General features: G+C 34.5%; 16 protein-coding genes and 1 other annotated feature. Of the genes, 1 reads left to right on the forward strand and 15 read right to left on the reverse strand.

Translation table 11 applies throughout. The annotated features are described in order from the left end of the window. Positions 1–4: 4 nt before the first annotated feature. From NY607_RS00520 to NY607_RS00555, 8 genes are all read right to left on the reverse strand, one after another. Complete coding sequence (locus tag NY607_RS00520; protein WP_259418920.1) at positions 5–559, reverse strand: hypothetical protein; 555 nt, start codon at positions 557–559, stop codon at positions 5–7. 63 nt (positions 560–622) lie between these two features. Then, positions 623–1,411, reverse strand: a complete 789-nt coding sequence (locus tag NY607_RS00525) for a class I SAM-dependent methyltransferase (RefSeq protein ID WP_237900624.1) — start codon at positions 1,409–1,411, stop codon at positions 623–625. Continuing rightward, complete coding sequence (locus tag NY607_RS00530) at positions 1,399–1,830, reverse strand: BrxA/BrxB family bacilliredoxin (protein WP_004228455.1); 432 nt, start codon at positions 1,828–1,830, stop codon at positions 1,399–1,401. The genes NY607_RS00525 and NY607_RS00530 overlap by 13 nt, the downstream gene beginning before the upstream one ends. Before the next feature lie 583 nt (positions 1,831–2,413). After that, positions 2,414–2,563, reverse strand: coding sequence for an ArpU family phage packaging/lysis transcriptional regulator (locus NY607_RS00535; RefSeq protein ID WP_193767333.1), 150 nt, complete (start codon positions 2,561–2,563; stop codon positions 2,414–2,416). A gap of 46 nt (positions 2,564–2,609) precedes the next feature. Beyond that, entirely contained in the window at positions 2,610–3,212 is a 603-nt protein-coding gene (locus NY607_RS00540) for a hypothetical protein (RefSeq protein WP_131520379.1), read from the reverse strand. 634 nt (positions 3,213–3,846) lie between these two features. Beyond that, a complete protein-coding gene (locus NY607_RS00545) occupies positions 3,847–4,476 on the reverse strand; it encodes a hypothetical protein (RefSeq protein WP_048393769.1) in 630 nt (209 codons plus the stop codon). 669 nt (positions 4,477–5,145) lie between these two features. After that, on the reverse strand, positions 5,146–6,198 hold the full coding sequence (locus NY607_RS00550; protein WP_259418921.1) for an Ig-like domain-containing protein: 1,053 nt from the start codon (positions 6,196–6,198) through the stop codon (positions 5,146–5,148). A gap of 211 nt (positions 6,199–6,409) precedes the next feature. Next, positions 6,410–7,723 (reverse strand): DUF5050 domain-containing protein, encoded by a 1,314-nt coding sequence (locus tag NY607_RS00555; RefSeq protein WP_259418922.1) that lies wholly within the window; start codon positions 7,721–7,723, stop codon positions 6,410–6,412. Positions 7,724–8,294: 571 nt separating this feature from the next. Between NY607_RS00555 and NY607_RS00560 the strand changes: the two genes are divergently transcribed. Next, positions 8,295–8,552 (forward strand): hypothetical protein, encoded by a 258-nt coding sequence (locus NY607_RS00560; protein WP_225340930.1) that lies wholly within the window; start codon positions 8,295–8,297, stop codon positions 8,550–8,552. Positions 8,553–8,729: 177 nt separating this feature from the next. Here the strand turns inward: NY607_RS00560 and NY607_RS00565 are convergent, their stop codons facing one another. From NY607_RS00565 to NY607_RS00595, 7 genes are all read right to left on the reverse strand, one after another. Then, the gene (locus NY607_RS00565) at positions 8,730–8,930 is read right to left on the reverse strand and encodes a hypothetical protein (RefSeq protein WP_131520383.1); all 201 of its coding nucleotides are present in this window, start codon (positions 8,928–8,930) and stop codon (positions 8,730–8,732) included. Between the two features lie 335 nt (positions 8,931–9,265). Beyond that, positions 9,266–9,499 carry a DUF3953 domain-containing protein gene (locus tag NY607_RS24240; protein ID WP_131520384.1) on the reverse strand — a complete coding sequence of 78 codons (234 nt, stop codon included), beginning with the start codon at positions 9,497–9,499 and terminating at the stop codon, positions 9,266–9,268. Positions 9,500–9,632: 133 nt separating this feature from the next. After that, on the reverse strand, positions 9,633–10,193 hold the full coding sequence (locus NY607_RS00575; protein WP_131520385.1) for a DUF4256 domain-containing protein: 561 nt from the start codon (positions 10,191–10,193) through the stop codon (positions 9,633–9,635). 18 nt (positions 10,194–10,211) lie between these two features. Continuing rightward, positions 10,212–10,499 (reverse strand): RNA polymerase alpha subunit C-terminal domain-containing protein, encoded by a 288-nt coding sequence (locus NY607_RS00580; protein ID WP_259418923.1) that lies wholly within the window; start codon positions 10,497–10,499, stop codon positions 10,212–10,214. An 874-nt stretch (positions 10,500–11,373) separates the two neighbouring features. Beyond that, complete coding sequence (locus tag NY607_RS00585; protein ID WP_259418924.1) at positions 11,374–12,216, reverse strand: DUF5700 domain-containing putative Zn-dependent protease; 843 nt, start codon at positions 12,214–12,216, stop codon at positions 11,374–11,376. Between the two features lie 429 nt (positions 12,217–12,645). Beyond that, on the reverse strand, positions 12,646–13,116 hold the full coding sequence (locus NY607_RS00590) for a peptide-methionine (S)-S-oxide reductase (RefSeq protein ID WP_131520388.1): 471 nt from the start codon (positions 13,114–13,116) through the stop codon (positions 12,646–12,648). Between the two features lie 197 nt (positions 13,117–13,313). Next, positions 13,314–14,675, reverse strand: coding sequence for an amino acid permease (locus tag NY607_RS00595; RefSeq protein ID WP_112117983.1), 1,362 nt, complete (start codon positions 14,673–14,675; stop codon positions 13,314–13,316). A 78-nt stretch (positions 14,676–14,753) separates the two neighbouring features. Next, positions 14,754–15,005, reverse strand: a binding site (T-box leader). Between the last annotated feature and the right edge of the window lie 110 nt (positions 15,006–15,115).

The raw sequence follows: 15,115 nt of genomic DNA on the forward strand, positions 1-15,115 counted from the left end.
GACCTCATCCCTTTCTCGAATAAATCAATGCACCGCCTGAGCCCATTATTATTAAATGCTTGCCAGATGGCGAAAATCCACATTTAATCATGCCATCCAATCGCTGTAAATCAATAGCTGTCGCATTTTTTAAATAAGTATAATTAGTTGTATAAAGATAATCGAGTACCACTGTTGCACGTGGCCACCAAGGATAAATAACTTCAACCTGCCAGCCATCTGCTGTCACATGAATCCCATCCCCAGCTTCAAAGCCGAAAATAGATATTGTCCCCTGAGGCAATTGAAACGTTAAACGGTCATCACTCATTCTGTCGTAGGTTTCATCCACGTCTCGTTCTCGATGAAGACGACGACCTGTTATAGGCTCAGTGACACTATAGCCAGAGCCACTAATTAGCACGATGTTTTCCTCATGATCCCAACCGCAAGCCAAAACACCATTGGCAGCAATACTCGTTTCATAGGCCCATGGAATAGGCGGTTTTGTGCAGATCAACGATTGTGCATTCGCCAGCAACTCTAGCTCAAAGGGAGTTCGTCTATCATTGTTCACCATATTATTCCACCCTCCTCTTTTATTACCATATACTAAAAAAAGGCTTGTCTCAAGAACAAGCCTCTATACCTCTAACACACCATAATGAAATTTTGCAGTTATCCGTTCATGCTGCTGAAAATCATAGGTCGCAAACCACTCTGAGCGAAAATGTGCCTTTAACACCACACGCTTTTTCGCTACACGCTTGGCTTCATAAACCCATTCATCGGTTAATGTGACATGCTCCCCTGCTAGCCGTAATGCCTGAAAATTATTGGCCTCTTCTATAACCTTCTCAAACATTGGGTCCATATAAACCACATCAAATGCGTTGTCTGGTAGGGTTTTTAAATAGCGAACAGCCTCAGACTGTATTACCTCGATGTGTCGCATACAGGCAGTTAACGGTAGCTCTGATGTATCATAGGCTTGCATCCCCTGTCTAACAATAAACGCTACATTTGGATTTGCTTCCAGTCCCACAACACGACCTGCTTCACCCACTGTATAAGCTGCTAACATGGCATCTGCCGCTAAACCTAACGTACAATCCAACACCGAATCCCCCAGTTGAAGCTGTGCCGCTTCCAAAAAAGGCTCTGCCTCACCACGGGCCACACGCTTTAATCGAAACGCCGCAGAATTGGGGTGAAAGAAAAACGGCTCCTGCGCCCCATAGACATAATACTCGAAGCGATTCTTCCCAGCGACCATCACATGTGCCTGCAACTCCTGCGAAATTTTGCGAACAGAGCGCTTGTTTCGTGGCTCAAACGCAGCACCTAATTCTTGACACGCAAAAGCAGCGAGCGCCATCGATACATCGTCTGGTCTGCCCGCTGTCGTCACAATCGTTTTTAGTTCTCGCATGTTTGCTCTAACACGCCAGTTAAATGAGAGACAATCTGCTCCACAGGGAATCCCTCAATTTGTTCACGTGGGATAAAGTAAGCCAACTCCCCATCCTTTAAAATCGCCATAGATGGTGAGCTAGGTGGCACATCCTCAAAATAACCACGCATCGCCGCAGTCGCCTCTGGATCCTGCCCCGCAAACACCGTCACTAGATGATCTGGCTTCACCGCTGCAATTGCCTCACGCGCCGCTGGACGAGCAAGCCCTGCCGCACAACCACAAACCGAGTTAATCACCACTAACGAAGTTCCCTTCGTCTCCGCCATAAATTCATTCACCGCATCCGCAGTCGTTAGCTCCGTAAATCCAGCCTCCACAAGCTCCTCACGCATCGGCTTTACAACCTGCTTCATATATTCATCATAAGCGTTCATGCTTTTACCCTCTTTCCTATGTATTCGCAAAGCTTATTATAGCAAGGTTTTGTGTGAATGTACAAAGACATGCTTTTTGCCTGATTTCGTGGGTTTTCGGGGGGAATGTGATTTTTTTGTGTAACGGATAGTGGTTTTATTTGGGGTCGTTACACACCTAAAAAATGGAACTAAATTGAATGTAACTGGATCATAGAGGAAAAATGACCAAGCTTAATAATAATTATATACCTGGTCGCTTCTATTTAATATTGATTTAAAGCACATTCAATTTCAGCTATCCAAGTTTTTCCGCAATAAATTATCCTCCTATTGATAAATTTTTCATTATTATACTGTCATTTATGAGGAGTCTGTTTTTAAATTAATTAAAAAAGCCCATTACCAAGAACATAACAGGATCATATTCTGCCAACGCAATGCTAATAAAATGCTTGTGCTTTTATACGATAAAACGTTCGCTTACTAAATATGAAGCTTTTTTGAAATTTAATAATTATACAATTAGGTTTCCTTTAAATAAGCCATAATAATAATCTGTCGCTCTTTTTGCGTAAGCTTATAAAATGCACGATTAAATCTTTCAAAGAATTGCTTTCGCTTGCTTATAATGCTCTACATTTCGTATTGCAGCGTTTTCAACTTTTGAATGGAACCCTCCACTGTATGATGACATGTTTAAAGTATAATTCGCTGTAATCGTCGGCAACAAATCCTCAAGGGACAATAACATTGTTGTCCTCCAGGGTGCTGGCAGAACTTTTATTCGCAAATAATATTTATTTATTATTAATCTTTTTTTCCATATGATTTATAAGTGATTTACTAAATTGTTTTTCTGCTGTAGCATAATATATCTTAGATAAACTTGAATATAAATACGGTGGTAAAATTCCTATTAAAGATACTAGATAAAGATTACTAATTTCACTTAATAATGTTTCATTATCCTTGGTAGTTAAAAAACCTACAATTATCGGTAGAAAACCAAATAGAAAAATTAACATCGTTAACAAATCATAAATTTGTTCTCTTAGATATTCATAATTATTGCGTAAATATTCGATTTTCTTTAAGAATATCAAAATGACTGCATAAAAAAAAGCTGAAAATATTGATAAGGTTGAAAAAAGTATTATACTATAACCAGCAAAAATTTCTTCAATACTACTTTTTCCAAAATTAATTAATTGAAATAATTGATTATATACTTCCCAAAACGATAATTTCTCAGAAAAAGATATAAATATTGATAAGGATAATAAATAACAAATTATCCCTAATGCAATCATTACACTTACAAAACCTGCCAAAATACTGAGTTTATTATAAGTTTCTTTCTTAATAAATTTCTTATTTTCTTCAAAATCAAATGACTTCAAATTTCCTCACCTTTATCCTTTTTATCAGCATTTTCTCTACCTTGTGACACTACTGGAAATATACTTAATCGATTATTCCCACCAAGAGAACCATGACTCAAGTCTCAGTTAATTCTATTATAGCAAGATATGATACCCAATAAAACCATTTATTAACTATTTAGTTCTGAATAATTCTTCTTTCAAGATTATGTGGATTTTTGTTTTCATAAAAAAAATAACGGATAGTAGCATAACGCTACTATCCGTTATTTTTTTCAAGACAGAATTTGTAGAAAACCATATAAAAAATTATCTTTAATATCATTTACAAATAATAATTATTATTTGTAAATTTATTTTTTTAATATTTAATTACTAAATATACCAATAATACAAAAGGAAAAAGCCCAGGCTCAAAATTATTGAATACCTGGGTTTATCGCAAAATTATTTACTTTTGGACTTACTTATATTTCTTACATAATCCATTATGAGAAATACAACCATAGTAATAATACCGTACATTATCGTCTCTTTACTATCAAAATAGTAGTCCTCTTTATTATAAATAAACTTAGAAATGTTTATAATTATCGCACCGACTATAAAATAAATTAGAAAGTTCCTGATTAATTTCATATTTTATTTTTCCTTATTCACAATTAGAACTTCCTGGGAATAGTTTGTTCATTTTAGTAGAACAGCTTACTGAGATAACACTAAGATTTATTACTAAACCTGGAAGTGTTGCACCTGCAACTTTTTTAGGAAACTCTTTTAAAATTAATTTTGCAGCTTGTTTGAAATTAGATGCTCTAATTGCATCAACAATAATCGTTAATGATGTAGCAATACCAAAATAACTCGATAAACCTTCTTTAATACATTCATTTTCTGCTGCTCTAAATTCCATTGTTTCTCTTTTACCATGCCATTCACAAGCTACTGCAAATAGTGTAATTTGTGGTTCAGAAATTATATTAACGTCTTCAGAAGAAATTAGTAGGTTTTCTACTTCTAATCCCTCAATGATCGCCTCTTTCATAGAATTACCTTTTAATTCTGTCTCTATTATTTCTCTATCATAACCTACAATAACTTCTTTATTATTTTTTAAAACTGCTTTGTCAAAAATCAATTCAAGTGCTTCTGCTAAATCATTTTCTAATTTTCGTTCTTGATTCATACTTTCAACAGTACTAATTGCATACGAACTAGAGACCCCTGAAAAAAGTAACGTCATTGTGATCATTAAAATAGTTATTAATTTATATTTTCTCATGAAATAAACTCCTATTGTAATCTATTTAGTAATAGTTGTTGAATTACTATAGTAAATATCCCTCGAGGTAATTTTATCCTAACATTCTTAACTTTTCTAAATCAATACTCAATCAACGCCATTTTTTTGGCGTTTATTATGTATATTTTGGCGTAATTTATAAATAAAAAACAAATCACGCCAAATCACGTCACTTATCCTTCCTTATTATTGGCGTACAAGGCATTACTTGTACATCTAAAGTAATATTTACTGTGAATTTTCTTCAAAAACCCTTGAAAACAATTTAATGTTAGTTAGGTGAAACCATTCACATAATTGTCAAAATGAACAACTGTAAGTAGAAAGGACTCAAGCCGTTCAAACGTTTCTGCTAACGGTATGCTTATAATATTTACATAAGCCATGCTTTTGCACCAAAATGCTTCAATCGGTCCGTATCAATACATTGACCAACACGCGACATGCTTTGTATCAAACTGGCTTTGTTTTCGCTTCGCTTAATTTACTTGGAGGTTCACTATATATGAATGCCTGCTCGACAAGCTGTGATGATTTTATTGCCGACTTTATGCTGAAAAAAGAGGGAATGATTAGTCAATGCCTCTTTTGAACGACACTATAAAAGGACACGTCCATAGACGCATCCTTTAGCTTGTAAAATTTGTTCTATTGGAAATTAAAAATCCATGTCATCGACCCAGTATTATTGTTAATATCTGTGTAATCAAATGTTATCTGTGCTTCTCCTGAACCAATCTTCTGCACAATTAAAGAAACATGTCCAGAAGGATTTTGACCCGTAATCGTTGCAGTGGCAATATTGTCATCGTTGCTTCTCGGATTGCTGAAAATGACAGTTGAATTGTTTTCCCCTGTTATGGCAACCGTCAAATTCACATTAGTTGACATGGAATAAGGCCCACCAATTGTCCCCCCATCAACATATGGTGGTGAAATATTAACTCTTGGTGTATCTGGAATTGCCACCGTTACGAGTGCTGACTTGTAAGCTACTACTCTAGTGTTATTATCCACTATTTTATAGTTTACCGTTACATCACTAGCTGTAACACCTCTTATAGCCCCTGTACTTTGCTGAATTGTTGCAGCTCCTGTACCATTTGTTACAGTCCAGATGATGGATTGTCCGACTCCTGGAGGCGTAAAATTAGTTGCTGCTGAGCCCCAGCCAATAACTGAATAAGGTGCTGGCACCATGGGTATTGCTGTTACTGCTGCTTGTGGATGAACTGTCACAGTTGTCGTACCTTTTTCAATTACTACGCCATTAGCATCCATTCCTACATACGTAATAACTGAGCTACCTGCACTTATAGCTGTTACTTGGCCAGTTGTAGTTTTCACTGTCGCTACACTTGTTGGTTCAGCTACAAAACTTTTGTTTGTTGCTGTTGCAGATAAACCTGCTCCTACTGAAGCTGTTATTACTTCATCCATTTGCAGTACTTGCGAATATGTTGGGCTTTTTGCTGTTGCCTCATCATATACAGTGAGACTCACAGAATTCATTTTACCATTACTACTTGTATACGAAATGGTTGTGTTGCCTGGTGTGTGAGCAGTAATTTCACCTGTACTAGAATGAACTGTTGCAACACCTGTATTGCTTGATGACCACGTTATTGTGCCTGATTCGGTTGCTTCTGCTGTTCTACTAGTATAGAAAGAATTGTAGAAAACATATGGGTCAATACTCATTAAAGCATTGATGTCTTACCTTCTTCAACTTTATTCGAAAAGGTGTGAGCAAAGCAGAGGATCTAACCATAGTATACTGTCTATATTAAAGAAAGATATATTCTTCAAAATAAAAAAGTCACCCATTCATTTAGGTTTTCAAATGGGTGACTTGCTTAAATATATTTTAATAATTCCGCAGTGCAATGTATTCTCTAGAAGAATCTAGTGTTTAATTTACTTCTTGTAATAATGAACCATCTGGCCCCATACGGTAATAATTCCACTCTTGATCTTCAAAATAAATCCAGTCATTAATTATATTTATATTATGAGATGGCATACTATTTAATTGTTGAATATTTGATCCATCCATATTCATTCGATAGATATAATTATCAGAATTGGTGAAATAAATATAATCTCTATTTATATTAAAAATTCCTACATTATCTATTACTTCAGATTTATCAGAACCATCCAATTTCATTTTGTAAATTTTATTTATTCCGTTCTGATAATAAATCCAATCATCAACTAATATATAATTAAAAATTGTATGAATATCAGTAGTGATTATCGAATTACTATTATTAATTAGATTATATAAAACAAGTTGGGTTGAATCACCAAACGTATAGAGTATATAGTCATTTTCAATAATCGGAGTATGATAATAATATTCATCACTCATTATTATTTGACGATGTGTACCATCGTGTTTTATTTTAAAATAGCCATTGCCATTATTAGCTGGCATCATATCTTTAAAATAAATCCAGCCATTATTACTAACTCTGAAAATGTCATTGCTAGTAGTTATCTTTTGCAGGTCCGTACCGTCAGTTCTGATTCTATGTATATATCCCATACTGTCTTCATTTTGAGCACTAAAGAAGTATATCCACCCTTCAAGAACATTGATATGTGATACCCACTCTAAGTCACTTAATTTAATTTTGGTTGAATCGGACTTATTTATTTTATATAAAGTATTGTTTTCACTCGAGTTAGCATAATAAATCCAGTCATTATCTTCTGCTACAATGCCTCCGTTTAGAAGATTACCAGTTGAGTTTCCATAATTTGAGGAATTTAAATGTTTGGATTTGGTAGTAAAATCCATTTTATATTTTAGTCCATTTTCAAGAAATACCCTTACGGTATATGACTGATCTCCTAAATAATCTTTTACCGTTTCTATAGTCGCCTTATTTTCATTTAGGTGTAACTCAATTTTCACAGGAAGAAAGCTACCATCTTTTTCAATTACGATTCCAGCAATTTTATCGACACTCACAGTGCTACCAGTAAATGTAATAGTCCACTTTTTATTTAATTCAACACTATTCTTTGAATGTATTGTCTCCCATCCATCCGATGGATTAATAGGATCAAACTCATTTTTGATTAAATTATGATTCCTGATACCAAATTCATCAAATTCTCCTTCTGCTTTAACTGTTTCATTGGCTAATACAGGTATAGAAGTTGATAAGATAAAAGTAAAAATTAATAATAAAAGCACATTGAATATTTTTTTCATAAATTTACCTCCCTAGTAAGTATTGTATCTTGTATGTTACAAAAATTCACCATACATTTTCTATAATTTTGAAAAAAATATGCAATAATACAATTTATTAATTAAAAAGTCGTTTATTTATTTAAATGATTGAACTTCTTATTTATATAGAATTAATTAAATACTAAATATTGATAAAGAAAATGCTGTCAACTACTGTATTGCAAGGAGATCCAACAATATTTTTGAAAATAGCACATTATTTAATTAGCTGCATAGTAATAATGTAGTAAATAAATTCTTGACCATATGAAAGGATCTTAACTGATTAATAATTGGGATGAATCCTAGAGAAATTCTACCTCAGTTTTGACAACTCTAAGTTTTTATCATTAAGTTAACTAAGCTCGAACTCAAATTACTAAAAAAAGTAAATATACTAAATCTTTTCAATTCCAGTACGATAACAACTATGGAACTAAAAATGTGAATAGGAAGGTGATAATGTATCATGATGACAACGAAATTTTCCACTATGCAATATTTAATGTCCCGAAAGTCCTCGTCTAAGTATTATGGGTTGACGCGACAAATGAGCAAGGAAGTGAAAGCTACATCAAAAGAGGATCAAGAAAAAATAAATAATGTCAATAAAATTCTTGAAGAAAGTAAAACTTCTAAACTATCTAGCAAACAAATTGAAACGTTAAAAAGCGCTGTAAAGCAAGGGTTATTAGGATCTAGTTCTAATCATTTAAGCCCATTAGGTATGTATAACTATAAAAAATCAATCGCAAGTTCGAATTCAAACTTACATTCAACTTTGAGAGCTTATCGAAACTCGATCTAGTATTTATTAGCAAAACACCCTTTAACGAATTAGAGGGTGTTTGTCTTGTAAGAGGTTTCATATCATGGTATTCAATTAACCAAAGTCGAACATCATGTATGCTTTTAAATCCTTATCCCCTTTTAAACGTCCACTATATAAAAAGGATCACTTTCCTATCAATGATCCTTTCAACGATTATTTAAAATTCTGTGGTTTTACTACTTTAAATGAAGCAACTTCGCCACAGTTTTTACAAAAAGTCATTTGGAGTGGTGACCCTACTGCCATAATTGCGCCAATAGGTCTTATATTGCCTTGGCTTGTAGTACCTCCCACCTGTCCAGTCGTAAATTTATCTCGACCACAAACCTTGCAAACCAATTTTTCATTCTCCATCTTATCACCTCATTATGTAATTTATGTAAATTATAACATAAAAATATCTGATATGAGCGATGAGCGAGTCTGACCCATCAAATCTATAAAGTATCTAGGGAAATAATGAAGAAAATAATCTTACTATTCATTTTGTTATTTCTTATAGGGTATAATGAAACAGTTAAAACGGTGGAAAAACATTTGCATTTCCTGATGACATCGACAGAATAAAAAATGCCATGCAATTTTAACAAAAACCCCTCAGATGAAGGGCCATTATGGAAGTGATTTATGAAAATGGCTGGAAGGACTTGATCGATGTATGGTGTTACGAAAATCAGTGGCTGCTTCCTTTAAATCAAGACAAAGCTTTGAACGGACACATAGATTGAAAATATAGATACCCCCATTAGGAACCAACCATAAACTGTTCGCTGTTTTTGAAATTCTTGAATGCCTAAAGTGAACATGAAAAGGCCTAAGAACAATATCATGAGGTAATTCAATTGGAAATCTTGTGTGATTAGTCCGTAAGCTGCGAGAGATATGCCTGTGATGGAAAAAATAATTTTTAAACAATTTAACATAACTTTCCACCTCCCCTTTTAGTTTATCATACACTACTAAAGGTTATAGCTCACTAGAAAGACATTGGCATAACTATATTTCCATAGAAAAAAGCATATGCTCATCCGCAGATCGGACATATGCCTTTGTTTCTTAAACTCTTAACGATCCACGGAAGCCTCTTGCCGCATAGTAGGATTCTGCCCCATTGTGGTACATAAAGACCATGTCATAGCGACGATCGCAGAAGATAGCTCCGCCTAGTTTGCGAATGTTGTCAGGTGTTTGTACCCAGCTTGATGTTTTTAAATCGAACTTGCCAAGCTCCTGTAGTTGGCGATATTGCTCCTCTGTTAACAGCTCAATGCCGATTTCCTTTGCAACATCCATAGCCGTATTTTCAGGCTTGTGATTTTTTCTAGATTCCCATGCTTCACGGTCATAACATAAACTTCTGCGACCTTTAGGACTTTCCGCAGAACAATCATAAAAAATGAACTCGTCCGTGTTTGCATCATAGCCTACTACATCTGGTTCACCGCCTGTTGCCTCCATTTCGTGGAGCGACCATAGTTTCTCCCTATTAGCCTCTAGCCTAGCTTGGACATTTACCCAATCAAGCCCTTCATGACGAGATGTATTTTTCTCGAAGCGAACTTGCAAAGTATTGATTAGTTCCTCGGTTTGCTCTTGTGATAATTCTTTCGTTGACATTGTTGTCTTCCCCCTCACTTATTTAAATGACAAGCCTTCTTCTTTCAATAATGATTTCATAATCGGTAAGGAGGCTGGTCCAATACCATGCAGTTTTAAGATATCCTTTTCTGTATACATTGATAGTTTTTCCAACGTATCAATACCTGCGTGTACGAATGCATTTCTTGCAGGTGAACTCAGCTTGGAAAGGAAGCCACTGCTAGGTTTATTTTCCTGATCACAGGTAGGACAGCTTGGACAATCTGTGCTTTTGTAAAATGGATGTCCTTTTTCACAAACTTTTAACCTTTTTTCTGCCAACATCATCCCTCCAAACCTTATGCTTTTGTCCATTTTACCATATTTCATCAAAGGGATTGAAAATGGAAACTTTAATTTTTCTGCAATTCACGCTCTAATGAAGTTGCTGCTACATTTACAATATAGCAACTTTCTATAGTTAACTTTAGCCAAATTCAATTACTCATTAAAAAATCTGTTAAAACAGCCTAACCTCTACATTGGACCAAAACCTCTTGAACAAAATGAACGGTGAATTTTTTATTGGAAATCTATACTGCAAGGGAGTACTTTTAAATCATTGGTAAAAGAATATCTTGATAGGATACAAGCAAGAGCAGAACGAGAAGTATTCTCCTAATACGATAAGAACATACTACTACAACTTATGCATTGTGTATTTGAAGTTAAAAGGGTTGGATATTTTAGACGGTAAACCTGATGTTCTTACTAACTTCAAATTGTGGCTCAAGAACCCATCTAGATTTCATGGAAATGTGGAGATTAGATTACGAATATATTGAAGATGACCTTAAAGTTTCTACTGTCAATGCCATCATAGATAGGGTATGTTCTTTATTTCTTTAGCTTAAAGCTAGTGGAAGGATTAAAGAGAATCCGGTTGTGTATCGTAATGGCATGTTTACAAATGCGATGAGAGATAAAGATATATTATTTCCTACTCAGAGAAGCAAGTTGAAATAAGTTCGAGCAACACCTCTCGTAAATACTTGTTTTAAGATAAATAAGAAGAATCCATTTTGAAAGAGATTGTTCAAAATGGACTCTTCTTTAGCAGTTTTAAGTTTGTTTTTTATAAAAAGCTTGTTCATTTTCATCCTCTGTTACTCGACAATCGGGCCCGAGTGTCAAATAACTTAACTCTAAATAAATCATTTTAAGTAAGTTCTAAAAGCACATTCTCTATTTCTTTATTGAAGGTAGATTTTTTCCAAAGTGTAACAGCCTCTTTCTCTTGATACTTTTCAATTAAGATTTGAATCACATTGTAGCCAATAAAATACCCTAAACGTGTGAAACCAAAGTTGGAACCTCCATTAATTGAAAACCATTCATGAATAATTTCAGGTTGTGTACGTTTGTTTATATCATGCAAAAAAGTAGTGATAATATCATTTTTGTTTTCCTCTGCAAATCTTAACCATTCTTCTCCATTATCATCGTATAAAAAATAGACCGATTTATCAGCATCAGCAACTTGTTCTGAAAAATACGTTGCACAACCTTCCTGAAACAGCGCTGTAAAGGGATGAAACCACTGAACTTTAGACCAATCCATACCCTCCTGATCTGATAAAATATTATGAAGCGTATGACCAAATTCATGAGCAATAATTACTTTTAAATGCTTATCATTAGAAGAGAGCTTTTCTAAACAAAAAGTCACTTCAGGAATAATTTGACGATGTGTAAATGCATTTGACCCATATGCTCCAACAATAATATGTACATCTTTAGTGAACTCGACATTATATTTTTGTCTGTAAGTTAACACAACTTGTTGAATTAGACTTCCGATTTTTCCACTCGATTCCTTTATCTCACTCATTTTGGAAGGATATTTTTGAATTGCGTTTTTAATCTTCTCATCTGCATTTTTACAATGATACAGAAAATATTCCTTGAAGTGTTGGGAGAACTTTTCATGGTAGTGTTTTAAGAACCGCTCCGAAGGCTTGTAGTTTAATAAAAAATATGGAACTGTATTATAAATGTTCATAATTACCGTCCTCCATTATATAACAATCCTCTTCATTAATTTGAACTATACTTTTAAAATTCTCCAAATAATTTTTAGTTCCTGCTTATTTCATACAGTTTTTTCATCAAAAATTTATTATAACTAATCGAACTTAATTATTATCAATCTTTATTAAAAGGCCACAAAAAAAGCCTGTATCCATAATTACTTGGTAATTGAAGAAACAGGCTTTATCTTTTAAAAAAAATAGTGATGTATTGATTTGATAATACATTGTTCAATACTATATACCAATACACTATCTTCCTTATTCTAACTATCATTTTTAGGTATAATGTTTACAAATAGCTGTCTCTCTCATTTTACAGACAAACAGAATAGATAGTGTCATCCACTTCCCCCTCAAAACTGTTGTGTAGTTTAAAAAGAAAGGTCTTGTAAATTCCGTTATTTATATTTATTTAAAATTTCTGCGGGAATATGACAATAATCATTTGGACATCTGGTTAATCTATCTTGATGTTCCTCTGCACTTCTGACATAATTTGTTAGGGGCAACACTTCAACCATTATAAGCTCGTAATCATTTCGCTCTCTAAGAAATGCCTTCGCCTCTTTTAAATGCTCAGGATTTTCACTATATACGCCCGTTCTATATTTCTCACCAACATCCTGTCCTTGTCTATTCAAACTGTAAGGATCAATGATTTCGAATAAATAGCCCATTAAATCTCGAATGGTTACAACTGTGGGATCAAACTCTGTTTTTACACATTCAGCGTACCCGTCATAATCGCCCTCAAGCGTACGACTTGTTCCATTCGCTCTTCCCGCTTCTGTAAACGTAACTCCTGGTAGTGTTTTTATAAAAGCTTGTACGCCCCATAAACATCCACCAGCCAAATATATTACTTCCATCATGCCCCTCCTTTTTTGTCTAAATACAGATCAATTTTATTACGAACCTATTCATAAAGAAAGGCACTCTTCACATTCAAGAAAGTATGTTTACTAATAGATAAAAATTATTAATCCTTAGATAGGTGTAACGAATCGAGTATATTTTCAACCAAGCGTTTGCGCTGTAGAAGTATCAGCTAAATGTATTGATGTCACTACTTTTTAACATGTATTACTTTGTAGCCAATAAATAAGATGAAAAACCAAACTGGTGCCACATATAGGGCAACACGCATATCTGGAATAAACGCCATTAACACAATCACCATTAATAAAAATACAATAGCAATATACGTAGAAAGTGGGTAAAGCGGAATTTTGAATTTCAGTTTGGCTACTTCCTCTTTCGTTTTTGACTTCCTAAATTTCAACTGTGCTAATAAAATAATCATCCAGCTTGTAATAACTGCAACCGTCGCAACTGCAGAAATATAGATGAACACTTTTTCAGGTACTACATAGTTTAAGACAACCGCGATTAATAACACAGCTGACGAAAATAATATCCCTCGACTCGGACTACCGTTTTTGCTTACTGTTTTAAAATATTCTGGACCATTTTTTTGTACCGATAAGTTGTGTAGCATACGTCCTGAACCATATAAGCCACTATTAAAGGCAGACATTGCAGCTGTAATGACGACAAAGTTAATAATGTGAGCCGCAGCAGGGATGCCAACGTAATCGAAAATTTGAACGAACGGGCTACCTTCTGAGCCAACTTCGTTCCAAGGGTAAATAACCATCATAACGCCTAATGCCCCAATGTAGAAAATTAAAATACGCCAAACGATGTTGTTAATCGCTGATGGAATAGACTTGCTAGGATTTTTTGCTTCTCCTGCAGAAATACCCACTAACTCAACCCCACCAAATGAGAACATAACTAATACAAGTGACATTAAAATACCATGGAAACCGTTTGGCATGAAGCCACCATGTGCCCATAAATTATCAAAGCCAATTGCTTCACCGTGGTTGCCGACACCGAAGAAAATAATGGCTAATCCTAGGACGATCATCCCGATAATTGCCACAACTTTAATCATCGCAAACCAGAATTCGAATTCTCCGTATGCTTTTACATTTGCTAAATTTACAAGCGTCATCATCACAAGTACGACAAGGGCAGTTACCCATTGTGGAATATCTGGAAACCAGTAGTTAATATATACACCGACAACTGTTAGTTCTGCCATGCCCACGACAATCCACATGAACCAATATGTCCATCCAGATAAGAAACCAGCAAAGCGCCCTAAATATTTATTCGCGTACATACTGAATGAGCCTGATACAGGTTCTGCTACTGCCATTTCGCCTAATGCACGCATAATGGTGAAAATAACTAACCCGCCAATTAAATAAGCTAGTAAAATAGATGGTCCCGCCATTTGAATGGTTGAACTAGAGCCATAAAATAAACCGACCCCAATGGACCCGCCAAGTGCAATTAATTGCATGTGACGCGTACTTAATTCCCGCTTTAGTTGTGAATCTTGATGATTATCTTTCATAATGCTTACTCCTCATACGTTTAGATTTTCAAATACTTGCTCAAAAAAGGAATAAAAAAAACGCCCTTTTGGATTAACCAAAAGGACGATTCAACTCGTGTTACCACCTTTAATTTATAAGCAATTCACATTACTTACCTTAAGAAGTACGGTCATTTGACGATACTCTCGCACATGATTACGGGTGCTTACCGGCGTAGCCTACTTAGAATAATCCTTTCGGTACACAGCTCCAAGATGAATTCTCAATCGTTTTACATGCACCTCTCATCGACCGGTAACTTTCTGTTCGTAAAAATAATTGATACTACTTCTTTTCATAGCCTTTGTTCTATACAAATATTTTTGAATTGTTTTTCATTTTACAGAAAAAAAATAGTTTGTCAATATAATTTTAAAAAATTCTTTATAAACTGCATAAATTACATATGACAATTCTA

This window comes from Lysinibacillus sp. A4 (genome assembly GCF_024919535.1).
In the GTDB taxonomy this organism is placed as follows: domain Bacteria; phylum Bacillota; class Bacilli; order Bacillales_A; family Planococcaceae; genus Lysinibacillus; species Lysinibacillus capsici.

Coding starts and splice junctions, on each gene's coding strand:
- NY607_RS24240 (WP_131520384.1), bottom strand. CDS start 9,499: ATGTTAAATTGTTTAAAAATTATTTTTTCCATCACAGGCATATCTCTC.
- NY607_RS00560 (WP_225340930.1), top strand. CDS start 8,295: ATGAGCAAGGAAGTGAAAGCTACATCAAAAGAGGATCAAGAAAAAATA.
- NY607_RS00535 (WP_193767333.1), bottom strand. CDS start 2,563: ATGTTATTGTCCCTTGAGGATTTGTTGCCGACGATTACAGCGAATTAT.
- NY607_RS00520 (WP_259418920.1), bottom strand. CDS start 559: ATGGTGAACAATGATAGACGAACTCCCTTTGAGCTAGAGTTGCTGGCG.
- NY607_RS00555 (WP_259418922.1), bottom strand. CDS start 7,723: ATGAAAAAAATATTCAATGTGCTTTTATTATTAATTTTTACTTTTATC.
- NY607_RS00550 (WP_259418921.1), bottom strand. CDS start 6,198: ATGAGTATTGACCCATATGTTTTCTACAATTCTTTCTATACTAGTAGA.
- NY607_RS00575 (WP_131520385.1), bottom strand. CDS start 10,193: ATGTCAACGAAAGAATTATCACAAGAGCAAACCGAGGAACTAATCAAT.
- NY607_RS00580 (WP_259418923.1), bottom strand. CDS start 10,499: ATGTTGGCAGAAAAAAGGTTAAAAGTTTGTGAAAAAGGACATCCATTT.
- NY607_RS00545 (WP_048393769.1), bottom strand. CDS start 4,476: ATGAGAAAATATAAATTAATAACTATTTTAATGATCACAATGACGTTA.
- NY607_RS00595 (WP_112117983.1), bottom strand. CDS start 14,675: ATGAAAGATAATCATCAAGATTCACAACTAAAGCGGGAATTAAGTACG.
- NY607_RS00565 (WP_131520383.1), bottom strand. CDS start 8,930: ATGGAGAATGAAAAATTGGTTTGCAAGGTTTGTGGTCGAGATAAATTT.
- NY607_RS00585 (WP_259418924.1), bottom strand. CDS start 12,216: ATGAACATTTATAATACAGTTCCATATTTTTTATTAAACTACAAGCCT.
- NY607_RS00530 (WP_004228455.1), bottom strand. CDS start 1,830: ATGAACGCTTATGATGAATATATGAAGCAGGTTGTAAAGCCGATGCGT.
- NY607_RS00590 (WP_131520388.1), bottom strand. CDS start 13,116: ATGGAAGTAATATATTTGGCTGGTGGATGTTTATGGGGCGTACAAGCT.
- NY607_RS00525 (WP_237900624.1), bottom strand. CDS start 1,411: ATGCGAGAACTAAAAACGATTGTGACGACAGCGGGCAGACCAGACGAT.